This is a genomic window from Mycoplasma razini, from assembly GCF_048076865.1.
GTDB lineage: Bacteria > Bacillota_I > Bacilli_A > Mycoplasmatales > Metamycoplasmataceae > Mycoplasmopsis.
Window position 1 is genome coordinate 539,249 of sequence record NZ_CP182212.1, and the last position, 23,623, is coordinate 562,871.

17 protein-coding genes are annotated in these 23,623 nt (G+C 27.7%); 9 read left to right on the forward strand and 8 right to left on the reverse strand.

What is annotated here, in order from left to right:
- Positions 1-2,187, forward strand: coding sequence for an ATP-dependent helicase (locus tag ACM0L0_RS02130; RefSeq protein ID WP_416738335.1), 2,187 nt, complete (start codon positions 1-3; stop codon positions 2,185-2,187).
- Complete coding sequence (locus tag ACM0L0_RS02135) at positions 2,187-3,836, forward strand: MHO_4530 family protein (RefSeq protein ID WP_416738336.1); 1,650 nt, start codon at positions 2,187-2,189, stop codon at positions 3,834-3,836. Before ACM0L0_RS02130 ends, ACM0L0_RS02135 begins: the two co-directional genes overlap by 1 nt.
- Before the next feature lie 73 nt (positions 3,837-3,909).
- On the opposite strand, the gene ylqF is transcribed toward ACM0L0_RS02135, so the two are convergent.
- From ylqF to ACM0L0_RS02160, 5 genes are all read right to left on the reverse strand, one after another.
- A complete protein-coding gene (gene ylqF, locus ACM0L0_RS02140) occupies positions 3,910-4,767 on the reverse strand; it encodes a ribosome biogenesis GTPase YlqF (RefSeq protein ID WP_416738337.1) in 858 nt (285 codons plus the stop codon).
- Positions 4,760-5,023, reverse strand: coding sequence for a DivIVA domain-containing protein (locus ACM0L0_RS02145; protein WP_416738338.1), 264 nt, complete (start codon positions 5,021-5,023; stop codon positions 4,760-4,762). The genes ylqF and ACM0L0_RS02145 overlap by 8 nt, the downstream gene beginning before the upstream one ends.
- 2 nt (positions 5,024-5,025) lie before the next feature.
- The gene (locus ACM0L0_RS02150) at positions 5,026-5,757 is read right to left on the reverse strand and encodes a TrmH family RNA methyltransferase (protein WP_416738339.1); all 732 of its coding nucleotides are present in this window, start codon (positions 5,755-5,757) and stop codon (positions 5,026-5,028) included.
- Positions 5,735-6,277 carry a tRNA (cytidine(34)-2'-O)-methyltransferase gene (locus tag ACM0L0_RS02155; RefSeq protein ID WP_416738340.1) on the reverse strand — a complete coding sequence of 181 codons (543 nt, stop codon included), beginning with the start codon at positions 6,275-6,277 and terminating at the stop codon, positions 5,735-5,737. The genes ACM0L0_RS02150 and ACM0L0_RS02155 overlap by 23 nt, the downstream gene beginning before the upstream one ends.
- A 104-nt stretch (positions 6,278-6,381) precedes the next feature.
- Entirely contained in the window at positions 6,382-8,253 is a 1,872-nt protein-coding gene (locus tag ACM0L0_RS02160) for a ribonuclease J (protein WP_416738341.1), read from the reverse strand.
- Between the two features lie 327 nt (positions 8,254-8,580).
- Here ACM0L0_RS02160 and ACM0L0_RS02165 point away from each other — a divergent pair, with 327 nt between their 5' ends.
- Together ACM0L0_RS02165 and ACM0L0_RS02170 are read left to right on the forward strand one after the other, a co-directional pair.
- Positions 8,581-8,802 (forward strand): hypothetical protein, encoded by a 222-nt coding sequence (locus ACM0L0_RS02165; RefSeq protein WP_416738342.1) that lies wholly within the window; start codon positions 8,581-8,583, stop codon positions 8,800-8,802.
- A gap of 29 nt (positions 8,803-8,831) precedes the next feature.
- The gene (locus ACM0L0_RS02170) at positions 8,832-9,815 is read left to right on the forward strand and encodes a hypothetical protein (protein ID WP_416738343.1); all 984 of its coding nucleotides are present in this window, start codon (positions 8,832-8,834) and stop codon (positions 9,813-9,815) included.
- Positions 9,816-9,943: 128 nt separating this feature from the next.
- On the opposite strand, the gene ACM0L0_RS02175 is transcribed toward ACM0L0_RS02170, so the two are convergent.
- Positions 9,944-13,453, reverse strand: a complete 3,510-nt coding sequence (locus ACM0L0_RS02175; protein ID WP_416738344.1) for an MIP family Ig-specific serine endopeptidase — start codon at positions 13,451-13,453, stop codon at positions 9,944-9,946.
- 176 nt (positions 13,454-13,629) lie between these two features.
- Between ACM0L0_RS02175 and ACM0L0_RS02180 the strand changes: the two genes are divergently transcribed.
- The 5 genes from ACM0L0_RS02180 to ACM0L0_RS02200 all read left to right on the forward strand — a co-directional run bounded on the left by ACM0L0_RS02180 (position 13,630) and on the right by ACM0L0_RS02200 (position 21,588).
- Positions 13,630-18,003, forward strand: coding sequence for an AAA domain-containing protein (locus ACM0L0_RS02180; protein WP_416738345.1), 4,374 nt, complete (start codon positions 13,630-13,632; stop codon positions 18,001-18,003).
- Positions 18,003-18,860 carry a bifunctional DNA-formamidopyrimidine glycosylase/DNA-(apurinic or apyrimidinic site) lyase gene (gene mutM / locus ACM0L0_RS02185; protein WP_416738346.1) on the forward strand — a complete coding sequence of 286 codons (858 nt, stop codon included), beginning with the start codon at positions 18,003-18,005 and terminating at the stop codon, positions 18,858-18,860. The genes ACM0L0_RS02180 and mutM overlap by 1 nt, the downstream gene beginning before the upstream one ends.
- Complete coding sequence (locus ACM0L0_RS02190; protein ID WP_416738347.1) at positions 18,853-19,389, forward strand: cysteine hydrolase family protein; 537 nt, start codon at positions 18,853-18,855, stop codon at positions 19,387-19,389. Before mutM ends, ACM0L0_RS02190 begins: the two co-directional genes overlap by 8 nt.
- On the forward strand, positions 19,377-19,703 hold the full coding sequence (locus ACM0L0_RS02195) for a Smr/MutS family protein (protein ID WP_416738348.1): 327 nt from the start codon (positions 19,377-19,379) through the stop codon (positions 19,701-19,703). The genes ACM0L0_RS02190 and ACM0L0_RS02195 overlap by 13 nt, the downstream gene beginning before the upstream one ends.
- A gap of 145 nt (positions 19,704-19,848) precedes the next feature.
- Entirely contained in the window at positions 19,849-21,588 is a 1,740-nt protein-coding gene (locus ACM0L0_RS02200) for a hypothetical protein (RefSeq protein WP_416738349.1), read from the forward strand.
- 709 nt (positions 21,589-22,297) lie between these two features.
- Here the strand turns inward: ACM0L0_RS02200 and ACM0L0_RS02205 are convergent.
- Both ACM0L0_RS02205 and ACM0L0_RS02210 read right to left on the reverse strand, forming a co-directional pair.
- Positions 22,298-22,828 carry a hypothetical protein gene (locus tag ACM0L0_RS02205; RefSeq protein WP_416738350.1) on the reverse strand — a complete coding sequence of 177 codons (531 nt, stop codon included), beginning with the start codon at positions 22,826-22,828 and terminating at the stop codon, positions 22,298-22,300.
- 66 nt (positions 22,829-22,894) lie between these two features.
- Positions 22,895-23,053: a hypothetical protein gene (locus tag ACM0L0_RS02210; RefSeq protein ID WP_416738351.1), complete on the reverse strand. Its 159-nt coding sequence runs from the start codon at positions 23,051-23,053 to the stop codon at positions 22,895-22,897.
- Positions 23,054-23,623 lie beyond the last annotated feature (570 nt).

The following is a 23,623-nucleotide window of genomic DNA, read 5'->3' on the forward strand; positions in this document are numbered from 1 at the left end:
ATGGACTTAATTAAAGCTGACTTACTTAGCGATTTAAACGCAAACCAACGTGAAGCTGTTGAATATTTCGATACTTCTTTACGGATTATTGCAGGAGCTGGTTCCGGTAAAACTAGAGTGCTAACTCGGAAAATTGCTTACTTAATAAATGATTTAGGTGTTAGACCTAAAAACATTTTAGCTATGACTTTTACAAATAAAGCTGCAAATGAAATGAAACAAAGGGTGCTACAATACACCAGTAAAAGTTTAAAAAATGAGTTAAAGATCTCCACATTCCACTCTTTCTGCGCAGAATTACTCAGAAAACACATTAGATTACTTGGCTTTCATAATGATTTCTTAATCATTGATGAACCAGACAAAATTCAAATCTTAGGTAATATTTATAATAAACTTGGGATTTCAGTCCATGATATTAGTTATAAAAGTATGATTGAATACATTTCATATGCTAAAAATATGGAACTTACATACAAAGAATTACGTGATGAACTCAAAAGTTTAGAATATTCAAAAACTATAGCTGACGTATATCAAGAATACTTAAATGAGTTAGTGTCAAAAGGCTCATTGGATTTTGATGATTTGGTTGCTTTAACTAAGATGCTTCTTGAAACTCACCCTGAAGTAGCTGCTATTTATCAAAAACAATTTGAATATGTTTTAGTTGACGAGTTTCAAGATACTTCTCGTATTCAATATGACTTAATCAAACTTTTAGTTGGTAAAAATACTCATTTTACAATTGTTGGTGATCCGGACCAAACAATTTATAACTGACGGGGAGCAGATGTTAATTTAATTTTAAATTTTGATAAAGAATTCCCAGATGCAAAAACTATTATTCTCGATATTAACTATCGTTCAACTCAAAAAATTCTTGATGCTGCCAATAAATTAATTGCTAAAAATACAAACAGATTACATAAGGATTTAGTTACAGCCAATGATTTAGGAGATGATGTCGAATTCTATCACGGATTCTCTCCAGAAGCTGAAGCTAGATGAGTTATTCAAAAAATTAATGAACTTAAAAAGCAAAAAAATCAATTAAAAGAAATAGCTATTTTATATCGTTCAAACTACTACTCACGTCCATTTGAAGAAGCTTTAATTGAAGAAAATATTAACCATAAAATATTTAATGGAACAAAATTCTTTGAACGTTCAGAAGTTAAAGATGCTTTAGCTTTCTTAAGAGTTATTGCTGAACAAAAAGACATTGCACTAGAACGTATCATTAATGTTCCTAATCGTGGAATTGGTGATGTCACATTAGGTAAGCTAAAAGAATATGCTAAGAAACAAGGTAAATCATTATTCAGAACTTTACAAGAAGATATTAGAACATTACCTGTATCAAACGAAAAAATTGTGAAATCAATTTATCCTTTTATGGTTTTAGTAATTAAGTATGCTAAAGCTCTCCAACATAACAAAATTAGTGTTACTTTAAATAAATTCCTTGAAGAAATTAAATACTATGAACACATTGCTTTAAACGAAAACTTACGTGGATCAGCTGAAGATAATGTTAAAGAATTAATCAACTCTATTGCTAACTGAGAAGAAAAAAACAAAGACAAAACTGTTTCAGACTATTTAAACATGGTAGCTTTAATGTCTGTTTCAGATGAATATGATAATGTACCTAACTATGTCTCATTAATGACTATTCACTCAGCAAAAGGGTTAGAATTTGATAATGTCTTTATTGTAGGTATGTCAGAAGGAATCTTCCCAAACAGAAGATCATTAGAAAGTGATAATAATTCTAAATTCTCAGCTAAAGGAAGATATTCAAATACATTAGAAGATGAAAGACGTCTAGCTTATGTAGCTGTAACTAGAGCTAAAAATAAACTTTTCATTTCAGATTCTAGTGGAAAAATAATTGGAACTAACATTGATAAAGTGCCTTCTAGATTTATTACTGAAATGGGTCTAGATGTAAACGAAACTATTATTAATGCTAAAAATCGTTTTTACAATAACTTTAATAGTGAAGAAGAAAACATCACCAACAACCACATTATAGTTGGAGATATTATTAGCCACATCATGTTTGGAGAAGGTGAAGTCTTAGAAGTCATGCCAAGTGAAATTGTGGTTGAATTTATTAAAGACAAAAAAGTTAGAACACTAAATAAAAATCACTCTGCAATTAAGGTTATAGGTAAATAATGCCAACATCATCTATTATCGGAGTCGTAATAGGTGTTTTTGTTGCAATCATCCTACTTACATTCCTTTTTATTCTAACTTTATATTTCTTTTATGCTCGTTCTTCATCCGGAATTATACTTTTCATGCTAGATTCAAGTAACAAGCGTGTTTTACGTCTTAGTGAAAAAAACTATGCTTTTTCAACTATTTTTGACGCTAAAAAATTAAAATTTCAAGAATATAAGTTCATTCCACAAGATGCACTTTTAGATGTCTTAGATAGCGAAACTAAACAATACATTGAATCTTATATAGAAGAGGGCTTAACTAGAAAACAAGAAATACCATTTACATTTAGTTCAAATATCAGATCTGTACTAACACCATTTGAACGTTTAATTCATTGATTTGATCGCATTGCTAAAATTTCAAGTTCTTATGTCTTGAAAATTTATCCAGTTGGGAATGGTCAATATAATTGCACCATTTCATGACAAAAAAGTAATAACAAATTTAACTGAATTAATCAACAATTGTTAAATGATAAAAATGACTTTTTTGAAGTCGAATTTAAGCAAGATAACAGTATTGTTATAGCTTTTGCTTTAAAACCATATTACATTACACGCAATATTGAACCTGAATATTTAGAAGACTTATATAATCAATTTGAATTCTCGCCAAAAAAGACAGCAATTTTTAGACAAAATGGATTTTTATTCATTATTGTCAAGGATAAAAATAAACACCTTTACAACAATTACTTAAACAAAATTCAAAATATTAATAACAATATTAACTTTAATAAATGTTTTATTGCTGCAACTATATTTAAAAATGCAAAACTTGCTACTGAGTTTTCTCGTGAAATGCTGCTAGCTAAAATTGCATACTCTTTATTTAACATCTTGAATGATTTCAATAATTATTCTAACTATATTGACTTATCATTAGATTTTATCAATACCTCTGAATTTAAGGAGTTTAATAGTCAATTAATTAGATATCGGAATGAAAATTCGCTTTTAAATAAAGACTTAAATAATATGCATATTAATTTCTTTCCAATCAAAAACTATAAATCACAAAAATCATCCAATTTAATCATCGCTTCTGTCTCAAATGACTCATATGATATTAATGATAATAAGTGAAATAACTTCTATAGAAACATCCCTATTTTAAACTATGAATATGAAAAATATTGATATGAATATGTTGAAAAGAATTCAGACAAAGCTAATAATAACTTATTAGTCAAAATTAGTCAAGAAGTTTATTTAAATAAAGAATTAAACAATACCAAAGACTCACCAATTTGTTTAATTTATGCATATAACAACGTCTTTGATCACTTAAAGCTAAAACGTAAAATTGAGGATAATTTTAGAAATTCAATCCCAACAGCTTTATATATTGATGAAATTGATAAAGCTTTAATTAATATTATTAATGATACAAAATTAAAAGCCATTGTCATAGGCGAAAAAGTAACAAAAAACTTAAATAGTACAAAAGTGTATTTTGACTGCATCAACATTATAAATTTAGCTTCTAACAACAATATTAAAGTTATTTATGAAAATCCACCTCAAAACTTAGACGAGCTTATTGTGATTAAAGCTAAGGTTTTTGCTTGTTATTACACAGAAGGTGAAAAACTTTAATTTCAAACTTTTATATCTGCACTATAAGTGTAGATATTTTTTTATTAAGATAAAAAAACAACCCAAAGGTTGTTTAATCATAAGTTACATCATTTAAATTTTTAGCTCAGTTAATAAATAATGTATAAGCTCGTGTAAGATCAACTTTTCCACCATCTTTAAAAATATTATTTAATGTAGCATACTGGTGGAATTGAGCATAAATTTCAACTTCATTTTGACTTGGAACTAATCCTAAGGCTTGAATTTTTTCAGGATAATAATCAGAAATTAAAGCATAAATCTTTGTGGCACAGAATTCTTGTGGGAAATTTTCTAATTTAATAGCTCCGGTAACAAGCAATTTAATAGCATTTTCTTGATTATCAAACTTAGGTAGTAAAATCCCTGGTGTATCCAAGAATAAGAATTCACCATTTACCACTCATTTCTTTTCACGAGTAACACCTGGATAATTAGCTACCTTTAGCGTTTTCTTATCTGATACTAGGTTTATTAAAGTACTTTTACCACAGTTTGGAACCCCAACTACAAATGATTTAATTCTGGTAATCAACATTCCCTTAGCACGATTGCGAGCAATCTTTTCCTTCATAACAGTTTGAATTTTATTTAAAATTATTTTCTTTGAAGATTGCTTTCTTAAATCTAATCACAATAAGTTTTCGCCTTTAAATCTTGCTTGAATTTTATCTTTTTTGCTTTTATCCATTAAATCAGATTTAGTAATAATAAATAATCTCGGTTTTTGTGGAGCAATTTTATCAAAATCTTCATTATATGAACTAATTGGGCATCTAGCATCAAGTACAACTATAAAGAGATCTGCTAAGTTAGCATTCTCTTTTAAATCCTTCATAGCTTTTGCCATGTGTCCAGGATATCATTGAATTAGATTTTGGTATTTATTTTCATTATCAGCATTATTCATATATTTTTTCCACCTCTTTTGATAATCGATCATTTTCACGTTCAAGCATTTGATTTTTTACTAGTTCTTCTTTATAAAGCTCTTTATATTTTTCTACTTCAGCAACTAAGGATTCTTTTTGACTTTGCTCATCAATTAAATTAGCAAAAATCAGTTGCATAAAATCATCAACTTCTTTTTTATTATAGCCTTCGAGATTTAAACTAAAAGTTTGACTTTTAATTTTTTCACATAAGTCATTTACTTTATTATTCATTTTTATCCTTTATTTCTGATTTTATCTAACACTATCGCAGTTGCGCAAGCTACATTTAAACTCTCAAATGAAATCGGAATATAAATAAATTCATCGCTTAAATCTTGAACTTGATTTGATACTCCATTTCCTTCGTTCCCTACTACTAAAACAAATTTTTCCTTATCAAACACAACTTGATTTAGTTCTTTAGCTTGTGTATTTAAAACTGTGGCATAGACATAATAACCTTGAGACTTTAATTCTTCCAACACCTTTGTACCATCTTTTGTTGAGACTAAATCAGTTTTAAAGAAAGCTCCTTGAGATGAACGAATAGTTTTAGGATTAAAATAATCAAACTTATTAATAATTACTGTGTCAATATCAAAAGATTTAGCAAGACGAATAATTGTCCCCACATTGCCAGGATCCTGTAATTCATCTAAAAATAAAACTTTTTGACCAATTGTACTTTTAGTAGGAATTGAGCATACTCCAATAATACTTTGAGGAGTATTAGTGTCACTAAGCTCTTTAATGATTTCATTAGTTACTAATGTCGAATTTGGATATTGCACATGTTCAGGATTACTTTCAAATGTTTCTAGTAATAATCCTGCTTCTTGAGCTTCATAAACTAGATGATAACCTTCAACTAAAAATTTTCCTTCTTTAGCACGATACTTTTTGTCTTGTAGTTTTTTTAATTCTTTGATAGTTGGATTGCTTTTACTTGTGATCTTCTTCAACATAGTCTCTTAAGAAATACTTTCCTTTTTCAACTTCATATAGTGATAAATCACGGAAATCTAGTTGTCTCATCACTTCAAATCCAAGGATGCTAACACAATTTCCAAGATTAATTGAGCGCATAGCTGAAACCATAGGAATTCTTAAGCAATCATCTAAATGATCTTGTAATACTTTTTTATCAATTCCTGTAGATTCTCTTCCAAACATTAATCAGATTTCACCACTATTTTCAAATTGTTCTTTATAGTTTACATCTGTATATGACTTAAGTCCATATCTTGTAATGTAAAAAATTCTTTTATCTCCATATTTAGCTGCAAAATCTGCATAAGACTTATGTACTTCATGAGGAATATCTGAAAGCATTCTACCTGCACCATATCTTCTTAATCATTTTGGGTGCAAGTCAAATCCAATTGGTTTAATGATGTGTAATTTAGCTCCTAAAGCGAAGCAAGTACGTATAATGTTCCCTGTATTAGGGCATATTTCTGGTTGATATAATACTATATTTAACATATTTATATTATACAGTGTTTATTTTATTTACTTTATGTGTTTTTGTCCTAATATTAAGGGGTAAAAATAAAAATATCCATACTTTTTTAAGTATGGATAAGTGATTAAATTTCATCTTCTTCATCGATATCTAGTTCATCGTTTTCAACTTCACCAAAGATTGACTTCTTAGTTTTTTCAAGCTCTTGAGCAAGTGATTTACGAAGTTTTTTGCCATTATTTTCACCTTCAGCTTCAACTTCTTCTTTATTATTAAGGAATTTAATTTTTGCTCTGTTTAATTTTGGATCTTGAGGCTCATCTGTATAAATAATTGTTGGAACAATTATTGGTTCTCTACGTTTTTCTTTATAGAATAAAGTTGCTAAACGCTCACGAACGATATCTTCAAGTTCTTGTGTTGTTCAGTTTTCATTATTTTTAATGTGATATAGCACAGCTCCATGAGCAACTCTTTTAGCTTCTTCAATTAATTCCTTTGATGTTTTAACAAAGAAACTACCACGAGTTACAATTTGAGGACGAGCTAAAATTGCATTTTTATTTTTATCTAATAAGAAAATAATGTTAACAAATCCTGAATCTTTTAGTTGTGCTCTATCAGCTAAAATATGTTCAGAAACACTTAAAACTGTATTACCATCAATATAAATTGGACCATATTCAACAAAACGATCAGTAGGGGTAATTACATTATTTAGCATTTCGAAAATTTGACCTTTTTGAGGGATCATAACATTTTCTTTTTTAACACCATTAGCTACTGCTGTTTGACCATGAACTAATGACATTCTATAATCACCATGATATGGTAAAAAGTATTTAGGTTTAGTTAAAGTAAAGATTTTGTCATGTTCTCATTGATAAGCATGACCTGATGTATGTAAATAACCATCTACACCATTTTCTTTAATAATTGCGCCTAATTTGTAAAGTCTATTAACAAGTAGTTCAACTACCATTCTATTCCCAGGGATCGGACTAGAAGAGAAAATGATTAAATCTCCTTTAGTAATTTTTATTGTTGCATGTTTCCCATAACTCATTCTAGATAAAGCTGCAAGCTGTTCTCCTTGCGAACCAGTTGTTAAAATTACTAAATCTGAATCTTTAACATTTGGAAGGTCTTTTTTATCAATAATTACATCATTACCAACATTAATATACCCTAATTTACGACCAATTTTAACTCCCTGTATCATTGAACGTCCAAAAGTAATAACTTTTTTATTCAATTTAGCAGCAAGCTCAATAATTACTTTAACACGAGTTAGGTTTGAAGCAAATGCAGTAATAATAATTTTCTTTTTAGCTGAACGCATGTGACGTTCAATGTCAGTTAAAATATCAGATTCACTTGGAGAGTGATTTGGACGCATTGCATTAGTTGAATCTGAAAGTAAAGCTGTTAAACCTTCTTTTCCAATTTCATCCAATCTTGCAAAGTCAGTATAGTTTCCAATTGGTGTATAGTCAAATCTAAAATCACCTGTACACATAATTGAACCATTAGGAGTAGTTAGTCTAACTCCAAAAGCATCCGGAATTGAGTGTTGAGCTGTTCAAAAGTCTGCACGACATCCAAGAGGGAATTTATAAACTTCATTCTTTTCAATTTCGATAAACTCGATATCTTTTTTAATTCTATTTTCCTCGAATTTAAGTTTTAAGTACTGAATTGCAATTCTTGGGGCAAAAATCTTTTTAACTCTTGTTTGTTGAACTAAATATACAACTCCACCAATGTGATCTTCGTGACCATGAGTGATAAATAAACCTTCAATCTTTTTTTCTGGTCTATTAAGGTATGAATAATCAGGAATAATTCCTTTAACCCCTGTGTTAAATGTGTCAGCAAACTTAATTCCTGAATCTATAATAAATAAGTGATTGTGGTGATCAACAACTAAAGTTGATTTACCAATTTCTTCAACACCACCTAGAGCAAAAATTTCTGTAGGTTGTTTCTGTTTCATAATAGCTCCTTAAATTTATGTGAAATTAAGATAATGAAAAAATAGTTTCATTTAAATTAATTATTATCTTTTGAAATGTGTGAATAAAATACTTATGATGTATTTATCATGATAATTATATATTAAAAGTATTATTTATTAATAAATAAGGCTAAATATATCAAAAAGGTAAAGAGCTTTATAATTTAGCTATAAAAATAGTTTTTAACAGTTTTGCTAAATTAATTATTTTAATTTTTCGATAAAAATTCAATCTAAAATCTTTGCTTTTAATTTCTAAATAAATAGCAAATTTTATATAATTTTTATGTTAAAAAAGGAGACAAGATGCGAATAAAAAATAAAGTTTTACTTAGTATTTTAGCAACTAGTGCTATAGCTATTCCACTGGTTTATACAGCTATAGCTTTTTCAGCTAGCGCTGTCACAAAACAAAATAATGCAACTCACATTCCAAATGCTATTAATTGCTGCTGCCCTGGATGTTTACGTGGATTAACAAGTAAAACAATTACTATAAGCTCGGATTATAAGAACTCTAATTTTTAATAAAATAAATGCAAACTCATAAGGACAAAATGAAAAAATTAACTAAACTACTATTACCTGGAGCACTCTCAAGTACTACTTTAATTCCTTTAGTAGCTGCTCAATGTGGTACAACAGATAATCAAGAAGAAAACAGAAATGCAAATGAAAGCAAAAGTCAAAGTGGACTTGTAACTCTAACAAATAAAGTTGATGGCTTTATGTTAGATCAAAAACAAGAGAAACAAACTTTTGATATTAATGTAGCATTGAAATTCCAAACGCCCTTAGATAAAAATGTGGAAGCAGATTCAATGAGCATTTTTAAAAGCTCTGCCCTTTTAAGTAATGGAATCAATAGTATGTTTCCAACAGCAAATGATGTAACAGAGGATGACTTAGCAAAAATTAATGCACTATACAGCAAATTATTAACTATTCCAGCTGATTTATTAAATGTTAAAGTTGACAATAATACTGTTATTTTAAAATGACTAATATCTATGATTGGAGATCTTGTTAATGCTTCACCAATTGATGCTGATTTTGTTGCCAAGGCTCAAATCATTAATTTAGGGACATATAACTTAGATTTAGGAAATGTAACTAAACAAACAATTGATTCAGCACTTCAACTTTATCAAGATTTTACAAATAAAGTGACAGAAGCATTTGCTTCCGAATCTAAAACAGAGAAATTCATTATAAAATTAGCTTTAAATGTTAAATTAAAATTAACTATCGATAAAAATCTAACTATTGAAAATTACATTAACTCAATATTCGATTATTATTTAGATATGTATTCAAAAATTACAAAAGATAAACTTCCTGAAGGTACAAATCCTGAAGCAGCAAATGAACAAATAAAAGTAGTAATACAATTATTAAAAGCACAATTGATTGCTTCAACTAAAAATGTTGCTAAAGCATATGAACCTTTAACTAAAGAGGAAAAGGATAAAATTGCTAAGTTAGCAAAACAATTAGAAACTAGTGATCCTAATTCAGCTTTTTCAATTGAATTTAAGTAAAAAAATAATGCTCAACTTTGAGCATTTTTTATATATCTTTTGACTATATTTACTTTTTATCCCATTGTGATAGGTATAAAAAAGCACCTCATTGCTTCAAACAAAGAAGTGCTATAAAGTGAAAGTAATTATTTATTAAATAAAGCTGTTTTATATTTTGGACCATAATGTTTGATTAAAGCATGACGATAGGAACTAACTTGATAAGGATATTTGCTTTTATCGGTACCATCTATTAAATTATATGCATAAAGTTTATCAGAAATATTAGTATATGCTAAAGGTACATCAAAAGTATTAACAAATGAAAGAGCAACATCTCTATAACTATGTACTAATTGGTTACTACTATCATAATATTTGTTATCACCATCAATAGTAGAACCTCATTTTATTCCTACAGGTAAGCCATCTTCATTCACTGCAAGTGAACCTGAAGCTCCACCTGTTAGATCATTGGAACTAGAAACATAAAATTGAAGCATGTATGATTCATAGTCTACATTATCATAATTAATTTTATATCCACGATTTACACCTATTTCATACTTAGCCATAGTATCGGTTAAATTATAATTATGAATATTATCTTTAGCTTCATATAGTTTACTTCAGTCACCATTAATTTCTGTTTTTTCACCACCTTTAGCTGGGTATCCTGCTATAAAAACATTGTTTGGTTGTTCATTAAATTTAGAATTTCCAAGTTTAGTATTCATAAAACTATCTAAATAAATAGCAGATTTATAATTTAAAGGTTTAGTATAGTCGTTTATTCTGTTATTTGGATACATTAAATTGTATTCACGCAAAATCTTTTTAGTAGACATATAATCAACTGAGATGTAAGGTAAAGAAGTATTAAAGTTAGCTATTTCTTTACTGCTAATTGACTTTTTGCTCTTATCTATTTCTTCTATTGCGTCCTTGATATGTTGCACAAATGCAGCCTGTAAGGTTTTTCTTCTAATTAATGTGCTATATTCATTTTGTGTTTTGTAATCACTACTTATATCTATACCTGGCTTATAGTAGCTAAGTGTGTTTATAAAGTTATTATAGTTTCAGTTAGCAAATTCATTTAAATCAACATATCACTCCATGACAGCAAAATCAGCTGCAACTGGGCCATTAACTTTTTTATCTGACATGAAATTTTTAGCTACATAAAAATTCTTTGGTATGTATTTTTCATGTTCTTTTACTTGCTTGCTAAATTCAAACATGTAATATTCATTCTCATGATTAGCTCAATTTGGATCAAACCCAATAAAGTAATCAAATGTATGAGAACCTTGTTTAAGTTTATTAACTTGTTTGACATCAGAATAAGCATCTGGATTAATATTTGAAGCTGCAACATGGGCATTAGTTGCTAAATATAAACGATATTTATTATCTCCTAAACTGGCGTAGTCTAATAATCAAGCTGTACCAGAAGAAATTACATATTCACGTGGTTTATTGTCATCTCTATTCCAAAAAACAATTTTAAAAGTACGTTTAAAAATTGAATCATAAATATCAAAGTTACTTAATGCAGTATTGCGAAATCCTTTATTAAGAATTGAAAGTTTTTTCACTAGCTCACTGTTATTTTGGTAAAAACTGTCTATTTCATCACCACTTCGAATAGCATTCATATTGCTTTCAAATTTAGCTCATAATTTTTCTACATTCTTATTAATTTGCTCAACTTTTTTGACTTTGGAATTAATGCTAGAAAGATCTTCATTTGTTCAACTTATAGAGTTTAAAACTTGAATTGATTCACTGGATTGTTCCAAAAGTGCCTGTATTTCAGGATTTTGCTTATAATAAGTGCTTTGTTGGCTCGCTTCTAATAATTGCTTATTTAGCTCTTTTAATTTAGTTAAAATATGCTCTGAATGAGTTTTTAGCCCATTATATTGAATTTTAAAGTTCGTTACTTCGCTCTTTACTTTATTTAACTTGTTATTTGCGTTTTTAATAAGGTCAAGTAATTCTTCATAATTATTTTTGTTCTTTGTAATCGCATCTTTTAAGTTGATTATTTCTTTATACTCTGGCAAGAAGTTAGCATAATTTTTAAAATCAGAATTTTGATCCTCAAACTCTTTAATTGCTTTTAATAAGTTTGCTTTGTTTTCATAAACTTGCTTTTTCACTTCTGCACTAACTACGCTAAATTGATTTTCAAATTTAATCAATTCTTGTAATGAACTTAATAAATATTCAAAGCTTAAATTTAAGTAGCTCCCTTTTGTAATTTCGTTTTTAAGGCTTTGATATTTTGATTTAATTGCAGGCTCAACACCTGAAATATTCATTTCATCACAATGATTAATAATTTCACTAATATAGTGCCAGATATTAGATTTTAATTGGTCTTTTGTTTTAGCAATTAACTCTGCTAAGTTTAAGCTTTCGGCGTTATTAATTGGGTTATATTGAATTTGATACCTAGAAATTAAATTAAATGCCCTTGCATAACTTTCTAATTTTGTATTATATTGTTCAAGAACTTGTGCTTTATTACGTGAAATTAGTAAAATTAATTCTTTTAAATATTCAGTTAAATTGTTTAAGTTATCAGTTGGTAAAGGAATTAAAGGACTTTCTAATTCAGCATTAATAACATTTAGCTTTCTAATGGCAGTTGAATATAAGCTAATAGCTGAAGTTATTGCATTTGAATAAGCAGTTGATAATGCATGAAGTTTATCAGTGCTTTTATTGTCGTCTTGAAAATCTTTTAGTGCCTGCTTTAAGGCATTAAATTCAGATGTATAGACTTGTTCCAACTCAGAATTTCTATCATAAATATTGATTAAAATATTAGCATTTGTAGTTAAATGATCAGGTTGATTATTTTTTTCAGCTAATAAAACTTGTAATGAACTAATTTGCTCATTCTTTTTCGCAAGTTCGTTTTGATGATTTAATATTAAACGCATGTTTTGGTTTTTTAATTCACCAATCTGTTTATTTAAATCATTTTTTTGAGCATTTAAAGCAGCCACTATTTCTTCATTTTGCTTGATAATTTCTTGCTTTTTGGCTAATTGTTCATCTTTTTGATCAATTCTGTTTCTTAGATCTTCCAAATGATCAGTAAGATGTGCAAGATGTTCTTCTAATTCGAAGACATATTGTTTTTTCGCTCGGTTATCTTCTGATAGTGCATGAATTTCAGCTTGCTTTTCACTCTCTGAATTTTTTAAATCTAAAATTTGGACTTCATTAACTTTGATGTCCTTTTCATAATTTAGCTTAGCATCATTCATATTTTTAATTTCGTCTTGTAATGACTTAATCTTTTGCTCTAAGTTAGTTATGACGATTTTATTTTGATTAGTTAGTTTAATTAGCTCTTCATTTAGACTTGTAATTTTTGCTTCATAATTTTGAATTGCATTATTTTTTTGAGCAATTTGCAATTCATAACTCTTTTTTGCATTATTTAAATTTGAAATTTGCGCATTTAAAGCATCCTGAGCAGTTTTATTGTCTTGCTCAAGTTTATTAATTTTATCAAGTAGTTTTTGTGTTTCTGACTCTTTTGTTTCAAAGATATCGCAAGAGGACGAAACCATTGACAATAGTCCACCTAGCGCAACACCAGATATTAATAATAAATTACGTAGTTTTTTCATAGGTAATATTATATTCTATTTTAATTTTATTTTATTGCTTTAATGTAATATAGTTATAATTGTGGAAATTATGGAATACGTTAGCTTTTTAACTAAAATTTCGATAAAAGGTCTAAAGTTTGATAAACTTTAATTACATAGTAATTAAATAAAAACCCCATTAAAATAGGAGACATATGTTCGGAAACATTCTAAATAAACTACTTGATACTTCACTGCGTAATAATTTAGTAAAAATTAAGCCTGAAAAGTTTTTACTTATTGATTCAATTAACGAAACTAGTGATGGCTTATTTTTATTAACAAATAACATTAAACTAGCAACACCTAAGCAAAATGTTATGTATACTAATATGCCAAATATTGAACTTGCTAAAATGGCTGATAAATTCATCAAATTTAATCGTTTATCAGTTGAAGAAACCGGGATTAATATCTTAAATTTAACCTTAGGAATTTTAAGATGAAAAGATCGTGAAAATAACTTGCTTAATTCACCATTATTTACTGTAAATTGTGAATTAAATAACGAAAAAGATAATTATTATATTAATGCTTCTTTTCCAAATATTGAGCCAAATTATACATTGGCTTTCAAATTTAAAACTGACTATAATTTTGATTTACTTACTATATTGCAACAATATTTAGAGTCACATTCAAATTTTAATGAAGTATTAGCAAACTTAACTAGTTTACAAGAGCAATTACTTAGTGCTCTAAAATTGGATTCTGACCAAATTTCAATCTCAAATTTAATGTATTTTGGGGTATTTACATATTCAAAAATTAGTATTTATAATGACTTAATTCAAAATAAAGAACGTTTAGATATTTCTCCTTTTTATAAACAACTAAATGGCGAAATGCAAAACTTTAATTTCGAGTTGATTTCTGATAAAGATATTGACGAGAAAATTGATTACTTAAATTATTACCACTGTTTAGATTCTGATGGATCGCAAGAAAAAGCAATTCAAGCTGCTATTCAAGGTCATAGTTTTGTGTTACAAGGTCCTCCTGGAACTGGAAAATCACAAACTATTAGTAATATTATTACCGAATTAATGTCTCGTGGTAAAAAGATCTTGTTTGTTGCTGAAAAAACAGCTGCTGTTGATGTTGTTTATAATACATTAGCATCAAAAGGATTTGAAAAATTTATTTTAAGATTACACAGCGATGATAATAACAAAGAGTTTGCTAAAAAACTGCTTGCTGATTATGAGGAAACTAAAACTTATCCAAAATTAAATAATTCATTTAGAGACGAAATGAATCGGAACATTTCTGAATATGTTAGATTAATAAATAATTATGAAAATGTGCTTGTTGAAACTGATAAAAATCAAGTCCCTTTATTCACTTTATTTAATAATTATCTTGAAATTACTGATCACTTACCTATTTCAGAGTCATTTAACTTTATGAGAAGTTATTCTGAAGAAGAACTTAGGGATATATATGATTTATTAAAAAATTATCAAGGAATCTTGAATTCATTTACTAAAATAAATTATTCAAAATGATTTGCAATAAAGCATACTAGTGAGATTGATTTTAATAAAGTTATAAATTCTTTAAATGTATTAAAAAATAACTTATCTCAGTTAAATTATTTACTTGGTAATAGTGATTATATCTTTATTAAAAATAATGAATTATTTAGTGAAATTGAAAAAGTTAAAAACATCACTTTTATTTTAACCAAAACTACATGGAACAAGAAAAACAATTTTACCTTTAGCTCAGAACTTAAGACTTTAAAAGAAATTTCAAAAATTTATAGTCAAATTAAAAAGCTTTTATATCTTAGCGATGTCACTGTCGCAATGAATCAAACTAATTTAGATTTCTTGCAAAAGTGACTTGCAAATAATAAAAATATTTTCTTTAGATCATTTTCTAAGCACTATAAACAAAATAAAGAAGCTTTATCCCTTAATGATTTTGGTTTTGAGGCAAAAATCAATAATTATAAGAAAGCTAAAAAACTTTATAAAGCATCATTAAAAGCTCAAAAACTTTTTGACAAAATTCAAGACATTCTTCCATCGCTAACATTCCAATTTAGCATAGAAGATATTATGCTAGTTGATATATTAATTCAAAACTTTGAAACTTTATCAAAAAGTTTTACAGATTCAGAATTTAGCTTTGCTGTAAACTATACAAAAGAAGTTGCTCCAGTAGCTCGTTTCTCTTTTGATCAACTACAAGAAATGATAATTGATATTAGTAGTAATTACAATCATTTATTTAGTAGTTTTAATGTGGAATTAGATGCTGAAAATTATTATGCGATTATTAACTTTGTTGATAGCTTGCTTAATGAGCAAAACAATGGTTTTGTAATTGTAACTAAAAATAATTTAGAAATAAAACTTGTTGAATTTGGACTTGAAAATTATTTAAGCTTTTTAAATTCAGGTCATTATACTACCTTATTTGTTAACACTTTTAAATGATCATATGCTAACTGAAATATTAAAAACATATTAGTTCGTAATAATTTAGCAAGTGATCTAGTTAAGTTAAAAGACTTGCATGAAAGATATAAAAATGATATTGCTATTTTAAACAAAAATGCCTATGCTAATGCATTAGAAGCTTGCAGTAAACAAGTGCCAAATTTCTTAGGAACTGAGCGCAGTTATTTACTTCTAAAAGCTGAAGCATCTAAATCACGGAAACTAAAATCAGTTAAAAGTGTTATTTCCGAAGCAAGTGATGCAATCTTAGAAATGAAGCGTTGCTTAATGATGTCTCCTCTTTCAGTTTCAACATATTTAAAAGACACGGATGCTATGTTTGACGTCTTGATAATTGACGAAGCTAGTCAAATAAAAACCGAAAATGCTTTAACTTCAATATTTAGAGCTCATCAATATATTATTTGTGGTGATGTTGAACAATTGCCACCAACTAGTTTCTTTGAGCAAAAATCCGATTTAGATGAAGCTGATGACGAAAACTTCTACGACTTAGATGCATATGAATCAGTACTTTCTGCTGGTGCTTCTTTCCTTAAATCAATTTCATTAAGATGACACTATCGTTCAAAATATGAATCACTTATTTATTCTTCAAATACTAATGTTTATGAAAATAATTTAGTTTCGTTTCCAAATGCTTCTACAGGAGATCGCTTTACTGGATTAAAATTTATTTACACTAATGGTATTTATGAAGATAGACAAAATTTACTTGATGCAGATGCTACAATTAAAAAATTAGCTCAAATAGTTGATAAGTTTGGTGAAAATAAAACAATTGGTGTTATTACTCTAAATATCACAATGGCTAACTTTTTAGATAAACAGTTGAATAAATTCTTAAGTTCAAATCCTAAATATCAAGCATATTTAAATCCAAAATCTAAAACAAAATTCTTTATTAAGAATATCGAAAATGTCCAAGGTGATGAAAGAGATATTATTATTCTTGTTATTGGATTTGGGCCTAACTCACAAGGCAGAATCTCTCATAATTTTGGTGCAATTAACCAAGATGCAGGACATAAACGTTTAAATGTTGCTGCTTCTCGGGCTAAAGAAGCAATGTTTATTGTTTCTTCATTAAAATATAGTGATATTGATACTACTAAAACACCTGCACGTGGTGTAGCTTTCTTAAAAGATTTATTAAAAAATGCTGAACTAGGAGTTAAAAGCGTTAATACCAATAACTCTATAACACAAGCATTTAAAGCTCAATTAGCTCAAGAGTTAACTAATTTAGGTTATATCATTCATACTAATGTAGGTGCTAGTGATTTTAAAATTGATTTAGCCATTTACAATAAAGATAAAAATAAATATGTTCTAGGTCTAGAATGTGATGGTACTACATTTGCATCCTCACGAGTAGCAAAAGATCGTGACTTCTTACGTAGCAATGTTTTACAAAGTCGTGGTTGAATCATTTATCGTATGTGGTCAACTGACTGATTTAAAAATAAAGACTTTGAAATGGAACAATTAACTAATTTTATTCAAAAACATATTTCAGCTACAGGAAGCTTAACACCTCGTTTAAATCAAATAGATCAAAGTCAAAATTTAATTGAACAAGTTTCAAAAACTGACTTCAAATCATGTTTTAATCCTTTGATTAATCTAAAGGAAGTGAGAAAGAATACTTTAATTAAAGATAAAGCTACATATCTTCAAGATAACATTAATGTTATCTCACTTAAAGAACTTAAAAATTTAGTTGCTAAAGTTTATAAGAACCCTAAGAATATTGATTTAGTATTAGACAATATTCATTTTAAGATTATTGATGGATTTGCATATAATACAGCTCAAAACAATAAAGAAATCACTTTTAAAACTGCTTATGATGATGATCGAAGAGAAATCACATGATTGCACCCAGATGAGTGAATGCACTTTATTAGTAAAGCAAAAGAATTTAATGAAGAAATCAATTACGATGAATTAGCTAAAATAGCATTAGAGTTGCTTGGTTACAAACGCCAAAGTGCAGTTACCTTGCAACAAGTTATAAATATATTAAAGAATACTAAGATAAAAGGAGGAAACTAATGCCAGAATATCCTGAAGTAACAGTTGTAACAAATACTTTAAACTCACTAACTAGTGGACATAAAATTATTGCTGTTAAAGTTTTAAAAGACAAACTTATTAAAAATGCTACAGAAGAAGAATTTTCAAATTTTCTTATAAACAAAACAATTAAAGAAGTATGCAATTACGGAAAATTTATTCTTTTTACTTTTGAAGACAATTCTCGAATGATTTCTCACTTAAGAATGTCTGGTAAATATTTTGTGCTTGATGTTAACAGTTTAAACCCAATGGCACAGGAAATCCATAACTATATATATTTCTATCTCGAAAATCACACTGTGATGATATATAACGATGCACGTATGTTTGGATCATTTGAAATCATCCCAGCATCTGATACACGCTCAATTTATGAAATCAAAAATTTAGCTCAATTACCACATCAAGTTAATGTTGATGAGCTTTGAAATAAATTGCAACGGAAAAATATAAGTATCAAAGCAATTCTACTTGATCAATCATTAGTTTTAGGTGTAGGAAATATCTATGCTGATGAAGCTTTACATCGAGTTAAAATGTATCCAATGCTCAAATGTAACAAGGTTTCAAAAGCCAGATTAGCTGAATTACTTCAAGCAGCTGGAGATATTATGAATGATTCAGTTGCTCATGGTGGTTCTTCAGTTCACACATATGTATCTGTTAACTCTAAGAGAGGGACTTATCAGAATAAATTAGAAGTTTATGGAAAAGATGGGAAACTTTGTTCCACATGTAAACTTTCTTTAATAAAAAAAGTAAAATTAGATTATAAGCAAAATGGAAGAGGAACAAGCTTTTGTCCAAATTGTCAAAAGGAAGTAAATGGATAAAAAACTTCTAATAGTAGTTGACATGTTAAATGGTTTTGCTTATAACGGAGCTTTAGCTAGTCAAAATATAGCTAAAATCGTCCCTCAAATTGCTCGTATTTTACCTGAATTTGATCATAACTTATTTGTATGTGATCATCATTCAACAGACGATTTAGAAATGCAATTGTACCCAATTCATTGTTTAGCTAATGATGTTGAGTCAGAAATAGTGCCAGAATTAGCACCATATGCACAAGAAATTGTTTTCAAAAATACCACTAATGCTTTTTGAGATATACCTACTAAAACTTGAGATTTATATGATGAATTTTATTTAGTAGGATGCTGTACAGATATTTGTATTTTACAATTGGGTGTGACATTAAAAACATATTTAAACAAAATTCACTCAGATAAAAATGTTATTGTGCTTCAAAATGCACTTGCCACATATGACAGCAAAGAACATAATGCTACAGAGTATACTGAAATTGGCTTAAAAGCCTTACAAAATGCAGGAGTAATTATAAAAACATGAGAACAGTAGATTTACATGGTTTAACATCTGAACAAGCGATGATTGAAGTTGTTAAACACTTATACGATTTAAAAAGAAATAAAACAGACTCAGTATTATTCATAACTGGAAATGGTACTGGTACATTAAAAGCTGCTTTAGAAACCTTTTTAGAAAAAAATAAAATACAATACAGTATTCAAAATGACGGAGCAGCTTACCACTTAGACTCTAGAAACTGTTTTGCAAACTCAGGATCTAATTTATACAATAATGAAGATTTTGAAGATGAACTACTTGATGAAGATGATTTAGAAGATATCTTTACAGGTTATAAATTCTAGAACTAATACAACACCCTTTGGGGTGTTTTTTTATGCAAATGTGGAACAAGGATAAAATTTCCACATTTTTGTTTTTCTCGTTATTATTATTATTATTATTATTATTAGCTATAATCTAATTAGAAAAGAAAAAGGACTAATTATTATGAAAAAAACTTGAAAATTTCTAACATTAGGTGCAACAGCATTATTACCATTATGTGCAGTTGTATCTTGTCATAAAACTGAACAAAAAGATCCAAATAAATTAAACCAAAAAATGGACTTATATGAAAAAAGCGAATTAAATGACAATTTATCTAAAATTGAAGGAATTGACGAATTAATTAAGATTAATCCAAGCAAACATTTTGATTTACAAGGATTAAATGTAGCTGTTAAAAAATATCTAAAAGGATTAGACTCACATACAGCATCAAACTTCAAAAAATCTATTCAAAGTATAATTAAAGTTATTAATGCACATTCTAACACTTTTAACAAAAATCAAGAAGTTAATAAAGACTCATGAGTAGCATTATCCTTAGTAAATACTTATATAAGTTATTTAAATACTGATGTGCAAAATGCAAATGGTGTAGTAAAAGACAAAATATCAAGTGATTACATCGGTATTCCTGAGCCTAAAATTATTACACACAGCTTATATAGTGAAATGTCTCCAGTGTTTAACGAAGCTAAACTGTTTAAGTCTGTGGATAAGGAAAAAAGCATCAAGATAGTAGATCAAATTTTAAGTAAAAAGAATTCTATAAATTGAGATACATATGCCAAAATTCACAAGGACATGATTAATAATAATCTTGTTTATGGACTTGACATCGTTAAATCATTGGATTTATCTGAACTTCAAAAATCTCAAACTACTAATGGAAAACTTCTTGATGGTTGAGCTGCTGAAGATACCTTTATGAAAGAAAATATTAATGGTTACAATGCATTAAAATTCAATGGACTTAACTCAGTATGAAATAATATGGCAGAATATTTAGGAAAAAGCAAAAATCCTGAATTTGTTGCACCATTATCATATCTAAATAAAGAAGGCAAAACTGTTGATGCAATCTCTGACTACACCATTCAAGAAGTATCATTTGAAAAAGGAAATAATCTTGCTGAATTAATGAAACTAAAAGACCTACCTACAATAATAGCAAATGAAATTAATGCAGTCAAGAATTCAATTATTGCTACAACTGATCTTGAATATTTCTTTGGAGATAATTACGATAAATTTGATTATGATATTAATAAAATTAAAAACATTGATTTTAATAAAACCTTAAAATTCTACAAAATAACTATTCCAGTTTATGTATCTAATTTGTATGAAACTCCAAGGGTTTATAAAGTTTATGGTGAAGATAATAAACTTTTTATAAACTATATGCCAGCAAAAAGAGCACAAGATGATAAGCGTGAATTATTTGAAACATTTGATGCTTACGTAAGTCATTTTAAGAATACATATGAAAAACAATTTGAAAGATTTTCTAACAATAAAAAAGCTACTGTAGAAGCATATTCAAAAGCTTTATACAATGATTTAACTACAAATCAATTATCAAAAGAAGCACTATACGAAGCTTCTACAACTCCTTTAAAACAATTTGAATTTATAGTTCCATTTATAGCTAGTGATCAAGCACCTGAAATATACTTTAATGCCCTTGATGATAAGTCATTTAGTCAATTAGAATACAAATTTATTAAACTGCAACTTTCTAAAAAATCATGACCAGATCATAAAGCAAATCCATATACAGGTTTTGATAAGTTGCAAAATAAATATGGCGATATTAAGCAACAACCTTATAGCATGGCTATTTTACACAATACAACAAACCCACAAATTGCTCAATTGCTTAATGAAAAAGGATTATAATTTTTTGCCTATGCTGTGCATAGGTTTTTTATAAATTGATAATAAAAATTAATTCAGAAGGAAGAATACTGTATTCTTCTGTACAGTGCAATACTAAAAATCTATGCCTATTGTTAGGGCATAGATTTTTTCTTGCATTTATTATTTAAATTTCAAAAGGGCTTAGTGCTTATTGCTTTTCTTTTCGAAATTTTTTATTAATTTCAAATGATTTTTTGACGCACTTTTAACATTTTTATTAATATTATTTCTTATTTCACTAGCATGAATAAATGATCATGAATTAGCGCTTTTTACTTATAATTAAGTTTATTTCTCAATACTCAAATTCACTTCTGCCATTAATGATTGTGATCTAACCCTAATCGTAAAAGCACACTTGTTATGAATTAACCATTGAATTTCAGCCTTGCGCTTTGAGTATGTACTTTATATCTATGATTTTAATTATATTTATAATAGTCTATCATCTATAAATTCTGCCCACAAATGGCATAGTACAGTCAATTTCATTTCTTTTATTATCATACTTACATAAATATAAAGTAGTTAGTTTTGTAATAAACAGGGTATTTTTCTTATCCAAAAGTAAGTAAAAACACCCAATATAAATATTATATAGGGTGTCACACTATATTTAAGGTTCAAAGCACCTCTTAATAAAGAGATCTTCATATTGAAGCCTTTAAACTTAAATATAAAATGAATTTTAATTTAATTTAGTAGTAATAAATAATTTGATTGATAATGTTGAGATTATTGTTCCTACATATGAAACAATGTAACTTATAATGAAGTAAATAATAATCAAATTGTTTAAGTTAGCAATACCATTATCGATCATATTATTGTTTTTAGTTGTCTGAACACCAGATACACTTGTTATTGATAAAGTTCATGCCATGACACAAATGCTAATTATCATAATTAAAATAACTAATATCGCAATAAATAATGATGTTATTTGAATAGTCTTTTTCACTTGAGGTGTATCTAATTCTTTTTTAAATAGATTGCTGATAAATCTTATCTTTAATAAATATTGAGACATCAAGAAACCTGATATTGTTGCTATTAAACCTGAAACAATAATATAGGTTGCTATTACTCTAGCTTTCTCACCACTATCAAAGTCATATCTTGTTCCTTCTTTAGCAAGAACTCCAAAAATACTAAATAATGTAAAATAAAGAGCTATAGAAATAGATAAAAAGATATATTTTTTAATATTCTTAGTCACTTAATTCTCCTTGAATTGTTTTTGTATAGGATACATGAATATCTTCATTTTGTTTCCTCATAGTATCTAATGTTTACTTTGTACTTTTTCAGAGGCTCGAGCTTTGAATTTTATTAATTCTAAATTTTGTTTAGTTCTGTTATTTTTTATAAGCTCATTGCCATTTTCATCGATAATAGCTAAATCAAAATCATCAATTTCTGTTTTGTTTGGGTTTTTAATCATGCAATGCCCACTCTAACAATATAATTTTTGTCCAGTTGAACTACTTCAACTTTTTTGTCATTCTTTTACAAATTTGTATTCATTTTTAGCCATAGATGCTGATTAGTTTCTTTTGTAAACTTTAAATATTTTAGTAAAAGGATAGATTCTTCCATTTTTCTAGCATCAAGAATGCCTGTGCCATCATGAGATAAAACATCTAAATTCTTTTCGCTTAAATTATAAGAACTTGTTAACAGGGTGCATACTTATTATTGAATCATCTCTTTTTTAAATTGATATGGTTCTACATTTGCTACATATTGGCTCTTCTACCTGTTTTTGACAGATATGTAGAAAATAAAGATTGTTGATCATTTTACTATGTGAGCCAACAACAATTGTATTATAAGCTATAGCTTCATTGAATAAATATTTCTCCCATGATCAGGTGAATTATTTTCATTATGGGCTGATATAGTAAAAATTGTTTCTGGATAATTATAAATATATTCATTTATATAATTGGCACGGTAATTATTTTTATGCTTTTGATAATCTGTGCAATTTTCATTTGTTATATATTTTGCA